The 14702-nt window shown below is 73.6% G+C and carries 12 protein-coding genes; 9 read left to right on the top strand and 3 right to left on the bottom strand.

The features are described from left to right. Positions 1-189 precede the first annotated feature (189 nt). Positions 190-873, top strand: a complete 684-nt coding sequence (locus ABT041_RS22060) for a GntR family transcriptional regulator (RefSeq protein ID WP_351186929.1) — start codon at positions 190-192, stop codon at positions 871-873. Positions 874-1009: 136 nt separating this feature from the next. Here ABT041_RS22060 and ABT041_RS22055 read toward each other — a convergent pair whose 3' ends face one another. After that, entirely contained in the window at positions 1010-1291 is a 282-nt protein-coding gene (locus ABT041_RS22055; protein WP_015036698.1) for an HPr family phosphocarrier protein, read from the bottom strand. 207 nt (positions 1292-1498) lie between these two features. On the opposite strand from ABT041_RS22055, the gene ABT041_RS22050 reads away from it, so the two are divergent. From ABT041_RS22050 to ABT041_RS22035, 4 genes are read left to right on the top strand one after another with little or no spacing between them, the layout of a single operon-like run. After that, the gene (locus tag ABT041_RS22050; RefSeq protein WP_351186926.1) at positions 1499-4432 is read left to right on the top strand and encodes a bifunctional acetate--CoA ligase family protein/GNAT family N-acetyltransferase; all 2934 of its coding nucleotides are present in this window, start codon (positions 1499-1501) and stop codon (positions 4430-4432) included. A gap of 41 nt (positions 4433-4473) precedes the next feature. After that, positions 4474-5070: a DUF5998 family protein gene (locus ABT041_RS22045; protein ID WP_351186924.1), complete on the top strand. Its 597-nt coding sequence runs from the start codon at positions 4474-4476 to the stop codon at positions 5068-5070. Then, positions 5070-6275 carry an alkaline phosphatase family protein gene (locus tag ABT041_RS22040; protein ID WP_351186922.1) on the top strand — a complete coding sequence of 402 codons (1206 nt, stop codon included), beginning with the start codon at positions 5070-5072 and terminating at the stop codon, positions 6273-6275. Before ABT041_RS22045 ends, ABT041_RS22040 begins: the two co-directional genes overlap by 1 nt. A 51-nt stretch (positions 6276-6326) precedes the next feature. After that, a complete protein-coding gene (locus ABT041_RS22035; protein ID WP_351186920.1) occupies positions 6327-6977 on the top strand; it encodes a thymidine kinase in 651 nt (216 codons plus the stop codon). A gap of 63 nt (positions 6978-7040) precedes the next feature. Here ABT041_RS22035 and ABT041_RS22030 read toward each other — a convergent pair whose 3' ends face one another. Continuing rightward, positions 7041-7715, bottom strand: coding sequence for a TetR/AcrR family transcriptional regulator (locus ABT041_RS22030; protein WP_351186918.1), 675 nt, complete (start codon positions 7713-7715; stop codon positions 7041-7043). A 110-nt stretch (positions 7716-7825) separates the two neighbouring features. Between ABT041_RS22030 and ABT041_RS22025 the strand changes: the two genes are divergently transcribed. From ABT041_RS22025 to ABT041_RS22010, 4 genes are all read left to right on the top strand, one after another. Then, the gene (locus ABT041_RS22025; RefSeq protein ID WP_351186916.1) at positions 7826-8443 is read left to right on the top strand and encodes an isochorismatase family protein; all 618 of its coding nucleotides are present in this window, start codon (positions 7826-7828) and stop codon (positions 8441-8443) included. A 153-nt stretch (positions 8444-8596) separates the two neighbouring features. Continuing rightward, entirely contained in the window at positions 8597-11248 is a 2652-nt protein-coding gene (locus ABT041_RS22020) for a YfhO family protein (RefSeq protein WP_351186914.1), read from the top strand. Between the two features lie 129 nt (positions 11249-11377). Continuing rightward, complete coding sequence (locus tag ABT041_RS22015) at positions 11378-12343, top strand: glycosyltransferase family 2 protein (protein WP_351186912.1); 966 nt, start codon at positions 11378-11380, stop codon at positions 12341-12343. Positions 12344-12346: 3 nt separating this feature from the next. Continuing rightward, positions 12347-13714 carry a polysialyltransferase family glycosyltransferase gene (locus ABT041_RS22010; RefSeq protein WP_351186910.1) on the top strand — a complete coding sequence of 456 codons (1368 nt, stop codon included), beginning with the start codon at positions 12347-12349 and terminating at the stop codon, positions 13712-13714. 84 nt (positions 13715-13798) lie between these two features. Here the strand turns inward: ABT041_RS22010 and ABT041_RS22005 are convergent, their stop codons facing one another. Further along, positions 13799-14572: a VOC family protein gene (locus tag ABT041_RS22005; protein ID WP_351186908.1), complete on the bottom strand. Its 774-nt coding sequence runs from the start codon at positions 14570-14572 to the stop codon at positions 13799-13801. Positions 14573-14702: the final 130 nt, after the last annotated feature.

Below are 14702 nucleotides of genomic sequence, written 5' to 3'. Positions count from 1 at the left end.
CGACCCCGGCCGCGCACCGCGTCGCAAAAGCCCCGGCTCGTACTGAGCCGGGGCTTTTCGCTGACCAAAAGACGGCCATGGATTCCGCTGGGGCATCGGAAATTCCGGCGCGCTGCAATAGAGTCGAAGATCGGGCGCAGAACAGGCGCCGACGGAATTGACTCGCGCGGACCAAAGCGGAGGTCGGACATGCGCATTCCCGCGCACTCGGTATGCACGGCGATTCGGGACGACATCGTCTCCGGTGTGTACGAGCGGGGCAGCCGGCTGACGGAGGAGCAGCTCGCCCGCCGGTACGGGGTCTCCCGCGTCCCGGTCCGCGAGGCGCTGCGCACCCTGGAGTCAGAGGGCTTCGTCGTCACCCGCCGCCATGCGGGCGCCCACGTCGCCGAGCCGACCGAGCAGGAGGCGGCCGATCTGCTCGACATGCGGGCGCTGCTGGAACCGCTCGGGGCCGCGCGGGCCGCGCAGCGGCGCACCGAGGCGCACCTCAAGGTGCTGCGCGGCCTGGTCAGGCTGGGGCAGGAGCGGGCCAGGCGCGGACAGGGCGAGGATCTGCGCTCGCTCGGCGGCTGGTTCCACGAGACGCTCGCGCAGGCCTCGGGCAGCCCGGCCCTGACGGCGCTGCTCACCCAGCTGCGGCACAAGATCGCCTGGATGTATGTGGTGGACCAGCCCGCCCAGCCGGTGGAGGCATGGGCCGAGCACGGCGCGATCGTGGACGCGGTGGCGCGCGGCGACGCCGAGCGGGCGAGGTCGCTGACCGCGCTGCACGCGGAGCGGTCGATGCCGCTGCACCGGCTCAAAAACCCGGAGCGCGGCCGCGTGAGGGTTTCGCAACATGCCGTCAACACGGCGAGTGTCCGGAATTAACATGCACGCCGTATACAAAGAATAGGTATTCCGCCGCGGTTTTCGTGCTGCCCGAAAACAGGACGAGGGAAATGCGAATGGCCGTGCCCTCCGGAATTCCGGAGGGCACGGCCATTCACCGTTCGGGGGGTCGGGGTCAGACGGTCTCGGGGAGCTCGTCCAGGCCCTCGGCGACCAGCTTCGCCAGGCGGTCGAGCGCGGCCTCGGCGCCGTCGGCCTCCGAAGCGAGAACGATCTCCTCGCCGCCCTGCGCACCCAGACCGAGCACCGCGAGCATGGAGGCGGCGTTCACGGGGGTGCCGTCGGACTTGGCGATCGTCACCGGCACGCCGGAAGCCGTGGCGGCACGGACGAAGATGGACGCGGGGCGGGCGTGCAGGCCCTCGGCCCAGCCGACGTTGACGCGGCGCTCAGCCATGGTGTTGCCCTTCAAGTCTCAAGCGGGTTGTCTAGACCAGTCTCTCACGGGTTGCGCGGTGCTCACGCCGACCTACGGCCCGGAAGAGGCGACCCTTCGGCCCGGACCGGACCGACCGTCGGCCCTCCCCAGCTTGCAACACCTTGCGTCCCGCTTCCCCACCCCGCGACCGGTGCCACAGTCGTGTCGCGGCCGTAGGCTGACCCCATGCAGAGCGCGTCGGAGCAGTCGGAAGCGGCGGAACCACCGGCGGCATCGGCGCGGCCCGCCCCGGCGGAGCACGCCTACCCGGACCACTGGGAGGCGGACGTGGTGCTCCGCGACGGCGGCACCGCGCGCATCAGGCCGATCACCGCCGACGACGCCGACCGGCTCGTCAGCTTCTACGAGCAGGTCTCGGACGAGTCGAAGTACTACCGCTTCTTCGCGCCCTACCCGCGGCTCTCCGCCAAGGACGTGCACCGCTTCACCCACCACGACTTCGTGGACCGGGTCGGGCTCGCGGCGACCGTGGGCGGCGAGTTCATCGCCACCGTGCGCTACGACCGCATCAACGCCCACGGAATGCCCGCCTCGGCCCCCGCCGACGAGGCCGAGGTCGCCTTCCTCGTCCAGGACGCGCACCAGGGCAGGGGCGTCGCCTCCGCGCTCCTCGAACACATCGCGGCGGTCGCGCGCGAGCGGGACATCCGGCGCTTCGCCGCCGAGGTGCTCCCCGCCAACACCAAGATGATCAAGGTCTTCACGGACGCGGGCTACACCCAGAAGCGCAGCTTCGAGGACGGCTCCGTCCGGCTCCACCTCGACCTCGAACCGACCGACCGCTCCCTCGCCGTCCAGCGCGCGCGGGAGCAGCGCGCCGAGGCCCGCTCCGTGCAGCGCCTCCTCACCCCCGGCTCCGTCGCCGTCGTCGGCGCCGGACGCGCCCCCGGCGGCGTCGGCCGGACCGTCCTGCGCAACCTCCTCGGCGCCGGCTTCACGGGGCGGGTGTACGCGGTGAACGCCGCGCTCACCGAAGAGACCGAGCTCGACGGCGTCCCCGCCCACCCCTCCGTCGGCGCCATCGGCGAGCCCGTGGACCTGGCCGTCGTCGCCGTCCCCGCCGAACGGGTGCCCGAGGCCGTCGCGGACTGCGGCGAACACGGGGTGCGCGGCCTCGTCGTGCTCTCCGCCGGATACGCCGAGAGCGGCGCCGCCGGCCGCGAGCGCCAGCGTGAGCTCGTCCGGCAGGCCCGCTCGTACGGCATGCGGATCATCGGCCCCAACGCCTTCGGGATCATCAACACCGCCGACGACGTCCGGCTCAACGCCTCCCTCGCGCCGCAGATGCCGGCCGCCGGGCGGATCGGGCTCTTCACCCAGTCCGGCGCCATCGGGATCGCCCTCCTCGCCGGACTGCACCGGCGGGGCGCGGGCCTCTCCTCCTTCATCTCGGCCGGCAACCGCGCCGACGTCTCCGGCAACGACTTCCTCCAGCACTGGTACGACGACCCCGGCACCGACGTCGTCCTCCTCTACCTGGAGTCGATCGGCAACCCCCGCAAGTTCACCCGGCTCGCCCGCCGCACCGCCGCCGTCAAACCCGTCGTGGTCGTCAAGGGCGCCCGGCACAGCGGCAGCGCCCCGCCCGGCCACCGGGTCCCGGTCACCCGCATCCCGCACGCCACGGTCTCCGCGCTGCTCCGCCAGGCCGGCGTGATCCGCGTCGACACCGTCACCGAACTCGTCGACGCCGGACTGCTCCTGGCCGCCCAGCCGCTGCCCGCCGGGCCCCGGGTCGCGATCCTCGGCAACTCCGAGTCGCTCGGCCTCCTCACGTACGACGCCTGCCTGACCGAGGGGCTGCGCCCGCTGCGGCCGATCGACCTGACGACGGCGGCGGTCCCGCGGGACTTCCGGGACGCGCTGGCGGCGGCGCTCGCGGACGAGACCTCCGACGCCGTCGTCGTCACCGCGATCCCCTGGGTCGGAGAGGACGGGGCCACCGAGTTCGGCGACGGCGAGGTCCTCGCGGCCGCCCTCCGCGAGGCCGTCGCCTCCGCCCCCTCACCGACCAAGCCGGTCGTCGTCGTCCACGTGGAGATGGGCGGCCTCGCGGAGGCCCTCGCGGTGGCGACGAGCACCCGGCCGACGGCGCCGGGGCGCGCGGCCGCCCCCCGGGAGAACCGTTCCGGCGGCGCTCCGGCGGGGGCCGTGGGCGCTCAGGCCGGAGCCGGGGGAGCAGACCCGACAACCGTGCCCCCGCCGACCGCCGCCCCCGCGCAGCAGGCGACCATCCCCGCCTACCCCGCCGCCGAGCGGGCCGTGCGGGCCCTGGCCGAGGCCGTGCGGTACGGCCAGTGGCGGCGGCAGGCCGCCGAGCCCGGCCGGGTGCCCGAGTACGAGGACATCGACGAGGCCGGAGCCGCCGCGCTCATCGAGGGCGCCCTCGACGCCGGCGGCGTCGACGCCCGCGGTGTGACCCTCGACACCGAAGAGGCCGGGGCGCTGCTCGCCCGGTACGGCATCGCGGTCCTGCCGACCCTCCCCGCGCCGACGCCCGACGCCGCCGTCGCGGCCGCCGCCCGGCTCGGCTACCCCGTCGCCCTCAAGACGACCGCGCCCCACCTCCGGCACCGCCCGGACCTCGGGGGCGTCCGGCTCGACCTCGCCACCGAGGAGCAGCTCCGCACGGCGTACGCCGAGCTGACCGAGGTCCTCGGCAAACCGGAGGAGCTCCAGCCGGTCGTCCAGGCGATGGTGCCCCGGGGCGTCGACACCGTCGTCCGCTCCGCGATCGACCCGGCCGTCGGCGCCGTCCTCTCCTTCGGCCTCTCGGGCGCCGCCTCCGAACTCCTCGGGGACACGGCCCACCGGCTGGTTCCGGCCACCGACCGGGACGCCGCCGAACTCATCCGCTCCCTGCGCACGGCCCCGCTGCTCTTCGGCTGGCGCGGCTCGGCCCCGGTCGACACCCCGGCCCTGGAGGAGCTGCTGCTGCGGGTCTCCCGGCTCGTCGACGACCACCCCGAGGTGGTCGCGGTCTCCCTGGAGCCGGTGGTCGTGGCCCCGCGCGGCCTCTCCGTCCTCGGCGCGACCGTCCGGCTCGCCCCGCCCCCGCCCCGCACCGACCTCGGCCCGCGGAGCCTGCCACGTTACTGACGGGGCCGGAGGGGGCCCCTCGGCCCCGTAGGATGGAGTCCATGGCAAAGAGCGGTACGACGACCCAGGGGCTGCGCGCGGCGATCGAGCGCAGCGGCTACTACCCGGCCCTCGTGGCCGAGGCGGTGGAGGCCGCCGTCGGCGGCGAGGCCATTTCGTCGTACGTGGTCCACCAGGAGACCACCTTCGACGCCAACGAGGTCCGGCGCCACGTCACCGTCCTCGTCCTGACGCCGCACCGCTTCATCGTCAGCCACACCGACGAGCAGGCCGCCGACACGAGCTCCCCGACCCCGTACGCCACGACCTCCACCGAGTCCGTGAAGCTGGACCGGATCTCGTCGGTGGTCGTCAGCCGCGTGGTCGCCAACCCCGAGTCGTACACGCCGGGCACGCTGCCCCGCGAAGTGGTCCTCACCATCGGCTGGGGCGCCGTCTCGCGCATCGACCTGGAGCCCGCCGCCTGCGGCGACCCCAACTGCGACGCCGACCACGGCTACACGGGCAACGCCACCGCCGACGACCTCAGTCTGCGGGTGAGCGACGCCGGAGACGGCCCGGACACGGTCCGGCAGACCCTCGCGTTCGCCCAGGCCCTGTCCGAAGCGATCGCGGCGACCGCCGCGCCCACCCGCTGATGGTGCAGCCCACGGCAGTGGCCCACGGCTGGCCCGACGACCCGGTTCCGCTCGCCCCGGAGAGCGCGCCGGTGCCCGAGTACTCCTCCGGCTCGCTCGGCGACCTGCTGCCGACGCTCGTGGCGGGCCAGGGCGTGTCCGGCTTCGACGCCCGGATCGCGGAGCTCGCCCCGGCCGACCGGAACTGCGTCTTCCTGATCGACGGGCTCGGCTGGGAGCAGATCAAGGCCCACCCGGACGAGGCCCCGTACCTGAGCTCGCTCCTCGGCTCCTCGCGGGGCGGCACGGGCCGTCCGGTCACCGCCGGCTTCCCCGCCACCACCGCGACCTCGCTGGCCTCGGTCGGCACCGGCCGCCACCCCGGGACGCACGGACTGCCCGGCTACACCGTGCGCAACCCGGACACCGGCGAGCTGATGAACCAGCTGCGCTGGAAGCCGTGGACCGCGCCGCACGTCTGGCAGCCGTACCCGACCGTCTTCCAGCTCGCGCACGAGGCCGGGATCCACACCGCCCAGGTGTCCTCCCCGATCTTCGAGCAGACCCCGCTCACCAAGGTAGCGCTCAGTGGCGGAACGTTTCACGGGCGGCTCTCCGGCGAGGAGCGCATGGACTTCGCCGCCGAGCAGCTCGCCGCCGGCGACCGCTCGCTGGTCTACACGTACTACAGCGAGCTCGACGGCGCGGGTCACCGCTTCGGCATAGACTCCGACGCCTGGCGCGGCCAGCTGATGTTCGTCGACCGGCTCGTGCAGCGGCTCGCCGAGCAGCTGCCGCCCCGCTCGGCCCTGTACGTCACGGCCGACCACGGCATGGTCGACATCCCCTTCGACGAGCAGCACCGGATCGACTTCGACGAGGACTGGGAGCTGCGCGCGGGCGTCGCCCTCCTCGGCGGCGAGGGCCGGGCCCGCCACGTCTACGCCGTGCCGGGTGCCGAGGCGGACGTCCTCACCTGCTGGCGCGAGGTCGTCGGCGAGCAGTTCTGGGTGGCGAGCCGCGACGAGGCCATCTCCCTCGGCTGGTTCGGCGACGAGGTCGACGAGCGGGTGTACGGCCGGATCGGCGACGTCGTCGCCGCGGCCCACGACGACGTGGCGATCACCGCCTCCGTCAACGAGCCCAACGAGTCCGCGATGGTCGGCATGCACGGGTCCATGACCCCGGCCGAGCAGCTGGTCCCGTTGCTCGAAGTCCGTTCCTGACCCCTGACACCGCCCCGTACCTCCCACGACCTGAAAGGTCCCCGTCCCGTCATGCCCGAGCTGGTCTTCTTCTCCGGAACCATGGATTGCGGGAAGAGCACCCTGGCGCTCCAGATCGCCCACAACCGCGACGCGCGGGGGCTTCAGGGCGTGATCTTCACCCGTGACGACCGGGCGGGCGAGGGCAAGCTGTCCTCCCGGCTCGGCCTGGTGACGGAGGCGGTCGAGGCGCCGCGGGACATGGACCTGTACGGGTACCTCGTCACCCAGCTCTCCCAGGGCGGCAAGGCCGACTACGTGATCGTGGACGAGGCCCAGTTCCTCGCCCCGGAGCAGATCGACCAGCTCGCCCGCATCGTCGACGACCTCGGCCTCGACGTCTTCGCCTTCGGGATCACGACCGACTTCCGTACGAAGCTGTTCCCGGGCTCGCAGCGGCTGATCGAGCTCGCGGACCGGATCGAGCAGCTCCAGGTCGAGGCCCTGTGCTGGTGCGGCGCCCGCGCCACGCACAACGCCCGTACGGTCGGGGGCGAGATGGTCGTCGAGGGCGAGCAGGTCGTCGTCGGGGACGTGAACCGTCCGGCCGAGGAGATCGGCTACGAGGTCCTCTGCCGCCGCCACCACCGCCGCCGCATGACCTCGGCCTCCGCCCACGCGGGCGCCCTGTCCCCGGACGTCCTTCCCGTCGGCAACGCCTGACGGGACGTGGGGCTCGGGCTTCGGAGGTCTCAGGCGTCCGTAGGGCTCGAGCCTCCCTGGGTCTCAGGCCCGCGGCCGCAGGGTGTCGGTCAGTTCGTCCAGGGCGGCCGTGCTCACCGGAGCCGTTCCCGTCAGGGTGCCGAGCAGCGCCTGGGCGAGGACGGTCGCGGTGCCGATCCGGGTGTCCTCGCGCTCGTCGCCGGTGACCTTCCCGATGACCGCGTCCCGTACCGCGTACGAGATGGCGGCGTCCTCGAACAGCTCGGGGAACGACAGCGCCATCATGCACACGCCCACGTTGGCGGAGAGGATCGACTGGCCGGCCAGCTCCGGGGCCATCCGCAGCCGTCCGGCGTCACCGCAGCGCTCCACGGCCTTCAACAGGATCGCCTGGGCCTCCTTGATGGCCCGGGGCTTGGCGTCGCCCGTCGGCGTGAACATCAGCCGGTAGAGGTGCGGGTTGCGCAGCGCGAACGCGACATGGCTGTCCCAGGCCGTGCGCAGGTCCGCCACCGGGTCCTCGGTGAGCGGGTTCCGCCGCTTCTCGGCGAGGAATCGCTCGAAGCCGATGTCGGCCACCGCCGTGAGCAGCCCCTGCTTGTCGCCGAACTGGCGGTAGATCTCCGGCGCGCCGACCTTTGCCCGGTCGCAGATGGCGCGGGTCGAGATCGCCAGCGCGTCCTTGGTGGCGAGCAGTTCCCCGGTGGCTTCCAGGATGCGCTCTCGTGCCGTCGACATGGCTCCCACGATAACAGCGCTAACACGAGCATCCGGGATCTTTGGTAGCGACGTTAACGCCATGTGTTAGCGTTCATAACGTCAATCTCGTTCGACCGAGAGGAACCGTCATGACCGCGTCCACCACCCTCCGCGATGTGATCGGCCTGCCCCAGGAGCTGCCGCGACTGAGCGAGTCCGCCCTGATCCTGGTCGACTTCCAGAACACCTACCGCACCGGCGTCATGCGGCTCGACGGAGCCGAGGAGGCCCTGTCCGCCGGGGCCAGGCTGCTCGCCGCCGCCCGCGCCGCCGGTGCGCCGGTCGTCCACATCGTCAACGACGGCGGGGAGGGCACCCCGTACGACATCCGGGCCGAGATCGGCGCGATCAGCGACGAAGTCGCCCCGATCGAGGGCGAGAAGGTCGTCGTCAAGCAGTTCCCCAACGCCTTCCACGCCACCGACCTGGAGCCGACCCTCAAGGAGCTCGGCGTGAGCGGCGACCTCGTCATCGCCGGCTTCATGACGCACATGTGCGTCCTCTTCACCGCCCAGGGCGCCTTCAACCTCGGCTACCGCCCGACCGTGGTCGCCGAGGCCACCGCGACCCGCCCGCTGGAGGCGCCGGACGGCACCGTCCAGTCCTCGGCGGCCCTCCAGGCCGCGAGCCTCACGACGGTCCGCGACCTGTTCGGCACCGTGGCCCGCACGGTCGACGAGCTCGTCACCGCGGCGCCCGTCGGCTGATGCCTCCAGGGCGTGGGGCACCCGGAGTTCACCCGGGGTGTGCCTGAAGAGCGCCTCCTGATCGGTTGCGGGTCGCCCGCCTCGGCGGTAATGACGGTCGGCCCGTGACGACCCCTCCGGGCCGCTCCGTGCCGTGCGCCCCCTGGAGGATTCGTGCCACCCGCCGCCGAGGCCGTGTCCGTCGAGGACGCCGAGCACGGGACCGTACGCGACGAGCCCGGCGGCGACGGGCGGCGGCGGTTCGCGGGTCTGCGGGCCCCGGCCGCCGCCGGCCTGCTCACCGCCGCGCTGCTCTGCCTCGCCACCCGGCTCTCCCGGACGTACCCCTTCGGCCCGGTGACCAGGAACATCGTCGACCTCGGCCAGCAGTACCTGCCGTTCCACGCCTACTGGCGGGCCTTCCTGCTCGGCGAGACGCACGGGGACACCTTCCTCAACTGGAACTCCGGCTTCGGCTCCAACTTCCTCGGCGACATCGGCACCTACCTGAGCAGCCCCTTCGACCTGCTCGTCGTGCTCTTCCCGGCGGACCGCGTCGAACTCGCGCTGTACGTCGTCACCGCCGCCAAGATCAGCGCGGCGGCGGCCGCGATGGCCCTGCTGCTCCTGCGGCTGCGCCCCGGACCGTGGCCGGTCGCCGCCGTCCTCGGCACCGCGTACGCCCTCTCCGGCTGGACCCTCAACTACGGCGCCTCCGTCCCGATGTGGCTCGACGGGCTCGTCGCCTTCCCCCTTCTCTGCCTGGTCGGCGAATGGGCCCGCACCGGCCGCCGTCCCGTCCTCGGCCCCCTCGTCGTCGCCCTGGCCTGGACCGCCAACTTCTACACCGCGTACATGGCGACCCTCGGCGCCGCCGTCGTCCTCGTCGTGCGCCTCCTCACCGCCGAGGAGACGGCCACCGCCCGGCAGCGCCTCGCCGGGGCGCTGCGCGCCGCCCGGGGCGTCCTCCTCGGCATCGGGCTCGCCGCGCCGCTCGTCGTGGTCGTCTTCCTCGCCACCAAGGTCGCCGACCCCACCCCGGAGACCACCTTCGCGCCGGCGCCCTGGACGGACGTCCTCGCCCGGTTCCTGCCCGCCACCGCGAGCGTCTCCAGCCCCGCCCTCTTCATCGGGACGCCCGCCCTCGCGCTCGCCCTGACGCTGCCCTTCAACCGGGCCGTCGCCGCCCGCGTCCGGGCCGGGTGGACGGCCGCGATCGTCCTGGTGACGCTCTCCCTCCAGTGGGAGCCCACGCACCTCCTGTGGCACGCGGGCGCCTCACCCAACGGCATTCCGTACCGTCAGACCTTCGTCCTGTGCGGTCTGCTGCTGATCGCCGCCTGGTTCTCCGCCGCCCGGGGCGTGCCCCGGCCGACCGCGCTCCTCGGGGGCCTGGCGCTGCTCGGAGCCCTGGCGTGGGCGGCCCGGGGGAGTGCCGACATCGACCGGTGGACCTTCCCCGCCGCCGGCGCGGCCGCGCTCCTGGCGCTCGCCGCCGTCGTCCTGGCCCTGGCCGGCGACCGCCGGAGCCACGCGCGCGTACGGCCCGATTCGGCCGCCGACGATCCGGGCACCGCGCGCGTACGCCACGATGCGACCGCCAGCGACGCGGGCACCGCGCGCGTACGGCCCGATTCGGCAGCCCGTCCCCGGTCCGCCGCGCGCGTGCTCCCCGTCCTCGCCGTCGTCCTGCTCGTCGCCGCGCAGGCGGGCGAGGCGGCCGTCAACGGGAAGCGGATCGAGGAGCAGCAGCGCGCCAAGGTCTCCTGGTCGCCCCGGATCGGCCCCTGGCACGCGACCGCCGCCGCCGAGGTGGCCCGGGCGGACGACTGGCCCCGCCACCGCACCGACCCCGGCGAGGTCCCCGGCGGCAACGACGTGCTGCTCGTCGGAGGGCAGGGCGCCGACTACTACAGCAGCCTCACCGCCGATGTGACCTCCCGCACCCTCGCCTCGCTCGGCTTCGGCTACTACGCCAAGGGCCGGCACCCCGTCAGCCTCGACAACCCCGTCACGGACGCCCTCTTCTCCATCGGCACCCGGCTCCACTCCCAGCCCACGGAGCCGGTACGGCAGGACGCCCCGCCCCGCGCCACGGTCACCGTCACCACCGCCCCCGTGCCGCCCCTGGTCACCGTCCGCCCGCCGGAGCGGCCGGCCACGCACCCCGGGGACTCGGCCTTCGCCCGACAGGAACGCCTCCTCGGCGCCGACGTGTACGAGCTGCCCGCCCCCAGCCGTACCGGACGCACCGTCACCGCCCGCTGTCCGGCGGGCTCCCAGGTCTGGTTCTGGGCCCCCGAGTACCGGGGCACGGCGGCCCTTGCGGGGGACCGGCCCGTGGACTTCGACGGCAAGCCGCCCTCCGTACGCGCCCCCATGCAGGCCCTCGGCACCGTCCCGGCCTCCGGCGCCGTACGGATCGACCTGGCGCCCGAGGGCAAGGCGCGGCTGCCCCGGGAGCCGATCGGCTGCCTGCTCCGCGCCCGCCTCGACTCCGCCGTACGGCAGCTCACCGCGACCGGCGCCACGCGCGTGCGTGCCGACGGGCACACCGTCACCGCCGAACTGCCCCCGGGCAGCAAGGGCGTCGCGGTCCTCGCCGCGCCCCGCATCTCCGGCTGGCGCTGCGCCGCCGGCGACGCGGACGCCCGCCCCGCGCGCGCGTACGAGGGCCTCGTCGCCGTCCCCCTCGACGGACGGGCGAGCACGGTCAGCTGCTCCTTCCGGCCGCCGGGGCTCCGGCTCGGCGGCGCGATCGGCGCGGCCGCGCTCCTCGCCCTCGCCACGACGGCCTTCCTGCACCGCCGGCGGGCCCGCCAGTGACGCGGTTCGCGTCGGAGACGACAAGAGTTCACCGGGAGTGCACGCGCGGATCGTTCACCCGGAGAAGTCGGTCGTTACTGTGCCCGCCATAACGGCGTTAAATTGTTCGATTCAGCGTGGGGATCCCGAGTGCCGAAACTGTCCGTCGTCGTACCGTTCCACAATGTCGGGGCCTATGCGCCCGACACCTTGCGCAGTCTCGCGAACAACGCGGATCCGGAATTCGAGTTCCTGCTCATCGACGACTGCTCGACGGACGACACCCCGGAGATCCTGGACCGCTGGCAGAGCCGCCTGCCGAACGCCACCGTCATCCGGCACGAGACGAATCAGGGCGTCGCCCAGGCCCGCAACACCGGAATCGACGCGGCGAGCGGCGACTACCTCACCTTTCTCGACGGCGACGACTGGTACGCGCCCGGCCACCTGAGCGCCGCCGTGGCCGGGATCTCCCGCCTGGACTGCGACTTCGCCCGCACCGACCACGTCCTGTCGGAAGGCCGGAAGCGGCAGATCCGCTATGCCCCGGCCAAGCGCCGCGACACCGTCATGGACCCCAGGGACGGAATCTCTCCGGCCAGCATGGTCACGATGGTCGACTATCCCTTCGTGCCCTTCGGCATTTACAGCGGTCGTCTTTTCAAGAACGGCGAATCACGCTTCGAGACTTCCCTCAGAACGGCGGAGGACCGCCTCTGGATCTGGCGGCTCCACCTCAAGGCGCGCACCTTCGCGGCGCTTTCCCTGCACGGCGTCTTCTACCGGCGCGGCGTCACCACCTCGCTCACGCAGATCACGGACAACCGGCAACTGGACTTCATTCCCTCGTACGACCTCCTGCTCGACGACGTCTCCCGGGACGCGGAGGCCGACCGCTTCCTCCCGAAGGCGGTCCGCACCTACTGCGCGATGATCGCCTTCCACATGGGCAAGGTCGACAAGTACGAGCCCGCCGTCGCCGCGCGGCTGCGCTCCGACGTCCGCGACGCCCTGCACCGCATGCCGCAGGAGGTCCTCGACGAGACCCTCGCCACCATGGACACCCCGCGCAGCACCCTCCTCCGGAGCCTGCGCGACACCGGAAGGACCGCCTGACCCATGGCCCCCGCCCCCGAGACGGCGCCCGCCCCCGACCTGCCGGTCCAGATCTTCCAGGTGTCCACCCTGTACGGCGCGGCCACCCTGGCCGCCGCGCTCGACGCCGGACAGTTCGGCCCCCGTGACTCCGCCCGCCGGCTCCTGCTGCTCTCGCACAACGCCGAGATCCCGGAGACCGCGCTGCGCCTGGAGACCATGACCGGGTACGAGCGGATCGCCGCCCGCTTCGACGGCACCCTCGACTGGAACGAGACGATCCACCCGTACCACCCGGCCGCCTGGGCGCCCCGCCCCGAGGAGGCCCCGCTCTGGCAGCGCGTCCTGCGCACCGCCTGGGACCTGGGCACCGGCCCGGTCGAGCTGATCGTCGAATCCATCCAGGTCAACCCCGCCAAGGCGCTCGCCGGCACCTTCCCCGAGAGCACCGTGCACGTCTACGCCGACGGCCTGATGAGCTACGGCCCGACCCGCTCCGACCTCGCGCAGTCGATCGCCTGCCGCGTCCGCCGAGTCCTCCACCTCGACCTGGTGCCGGGCCTGCGCCCGCTGCTCCTGAGCGAGTACGGGGTCGAGCCCGAACTCGTCCCCGACACCGCCTTCCGCGCCGTCCTGCGGGAGATCGCCGAGGCGGCGGCCGACGACCCGGAGATCGCCCGGGCGGCCGCCGCCGAGCCGACGGCCCTGCTGCTCGGCCAGTACCTCGCCGCCCTCTCCCTCCTCACCGCCGAGGAGGAAGAGGAGCTGCACGTACGGATGCTGCGCGGGGCCGCCGCGGCCGGACACCGCTCGATCGTCTTCAAGCCGCACCCGACCGCGCCCGCCCGCTACTCCCAGGCCCTGGACGAGGAGGCCGCGCGCAGCGGCGTACGGCTCACGGTCCTCGACGGGCCGCTGCTCGCCGAGACCTTCTACGAGCGCTGCCGGCCCGGGCTCGTCGTCGGCTGCTTCTCCACGGCGATGCTCACCGCCGCCGTCCACTACGGCGTCCCCATCGCGCGCGTGGGCACGGCCGAGGTCCTCGAACGGCTCACCCCCTTCGAGAACAGCAACCGGATCCCGCTCACCGTCGTCGACCACCTCGTCGCGGACCTGGAGGGCGGCGAGGAGCCCTCCGTCCCCGGGGCGGCCCCGGCCTCGCTCACGCCGCTCGTCCGGGCCGTCGGCTACTGCATGCGGCACAAGGTCCATCCGGGGCTCCGCGAGGAGGCCGCCGCCTTCCTGGCCGAGCACCACGCCGACCCCGGCACCGCGCACCACTTCACCGCCGAGCGGCTGACCGAGCTCGGCCTGCCCGGCGGCGGCCCCGCCCCGCAGCGCACGGCCGTGGCCCGGCTCCGCCGCGGCCTGGCCCGCAGCCGCCGGGGGTGACGGGGTCCGACGCGGCTGACGGGAGCCGCCGAGGCTGACCGGAGGCGGCGCGCGTGAAGGGCGCGACGGACCTGACCGGAGGCGTCAGCGCTCGGCGGACCTGACCAGGGTGAAGACCGCGCCCTCCGGGTCCGCCACCAGGGCGAGCCGGCCCGCCGTGCCCTCGCGCGGCGGGCGCAGCACCTGACCGCCGAGCTCCACGACGAGCCGCGCGGCCGCGTCGGTGTCGGCGACCTCGAAGTACGTCATCCAGTGCGGGCCCCGGTCCCGGGGCAGGGCGTTGCCGACGCCGTGCAGCGAGGCCACCGGCGCTCCGGCCACGTGCAGCGTCGCGTAGTCGTGGTCGGCGGAGACGATCGGCTCGACCTCGAAGCCGAAGACCGTCCGGTAGAACTTGCCGATCGAGGACGTCTCGTACGTGAGGAGCTCGTTCCACACCGGTGTCCCGGGGGGCCCGGCGATCACCGTGCCGTGGTGCGCCTCCGCCTGCCAGACCCCGAAGACCGCGCCGGTGGGGTCGGAGCAGATGGCCATGCGGCCCGCCTCGCCCGCGTCCAGCGGGCCGACGGCGACGGTGCCGCCGCAGCAGCGGATGCTCTCGGCGGTCTCGTCGGCGTCCTGGGTGGCCAGATAGGGGGTCCAGGCGATGCGCAGGTTCCGGTCGGGCGGCAGCTGGCCGATGCCCGCCACCTCCTTGCCCCCGAGCAGCGCGCGCACGTACGGGCCGAGCTGCTGCGGTCCCGGGACGAACTCCCAGTCGAAGAGCGCGTTGTAGAACTCCTGCGTGGCGTCAATCCCGTGCACCATCAAGCTCACCCAGCAGGGTGTGCCGGGGGATCGGGGAGTCGCCTGCGTCATCGTCACTCTCTCCTCGGACCATCGTCGCGGCCGTGCCCACGCGTCCGATGGTGACACCGAGGGCGGCGCCGCGCGCCCGGGGCGCACCGAACGTGGCGCGATCCGGTCGGAGGTCGCCGGGACCGTCCCA

This window comes from Streptomyces sp. NPDC002825 (assembly GCF_040295385.1).
Classification (GTDB): Bacteria; Actinomycetota; Actinomycetes; order Streptomycetales; family Streptomycetaceae; genus Streptomyces.
The sequence above is the reverse complement of the archived record's forward strand: the minus strand, read 5'-3'. Positions and strand labels throughout refer to the sequence as shown.

What these genes read in the sequence shown, in the direction of transcription:
- ABT041_RS22060 (WP_351186929.1), top strand. Translation starts at nt 190, where the DNA reads ATGCGCATTCCCGCGCACTCGGTATGCACGGCGATTCGGGACGACATC.
- ABT041_RS22055 (WP_015036698.1), bottom strand. Translation starts at nt 1,291, where the DNA reads ATGGCTGAGCGCCGCGTCAACGTCGGCTGGGCCGAGGGCCTGCACGCC.
- ABT041_RS22050 (WP_351186926.1), top strand. Translation starts at nt 1,499, where the DNA reads ATGCAGAGCGCGTCGGAGCAGTCGGAAGCGGCGGAACCACCGGCGGCA.
- ABT041_RS22045 (WP_351186924.1), top strand. Translation starts at nt 4,474, where the DNA reads ATGGCAAAGAGCGGTACGACGACCCAGGGGCTGCGCGCGGCGATCGAG.
- ABT041_RS22040 (WP_351186922.1), top strand. Translation starts at nt 5,070, where the DNA reads ATGGTGCAGCCCACGGCAGTGGCCCACGGCTGGCCCGACGACCCGGTT.
- ABT041_RS22035 (WP_351186920.1), top strand. Translation starts at nt 6,327, where the DNA reads ATGCCCGAGCTGGTCTTCTTCTCCGGAACCATGGATTGCGGGAAGAGC.
- ABT041_RS22030 (WP_351186918.1), bottom strand. Translation starts at nt 7,715, where the DNA reads ATGTCGACGGCACGAGAGCGCATCCTGGAAGCCACCGGGGAACTGCTC.
- ABT041_RS22025 (WP_351186916.1), top strand. Translation starts at nt 7,826, where the DNA reads ATGACCGCGTCCACCACCCTCCGCGATGTGATCGGCCTGCCCCAGGAG.
- ABT041_RS22010 (WP_351186910.1), top strand. Translation starts at nt 12,347, where the DNA reads ATGGCCCCCGCCCCCGAGACGGCGCCCGCCCCCGACCTGCCGGTCCAG.
- ABT041_RS22005 (WP_351186908.1), bottom strand. Translation starts at nt 14,572, where the DNA reads ATGACGCAGGCGACTCCCCGATCCCCCGGCACACCCTGCTGGGTGAGC.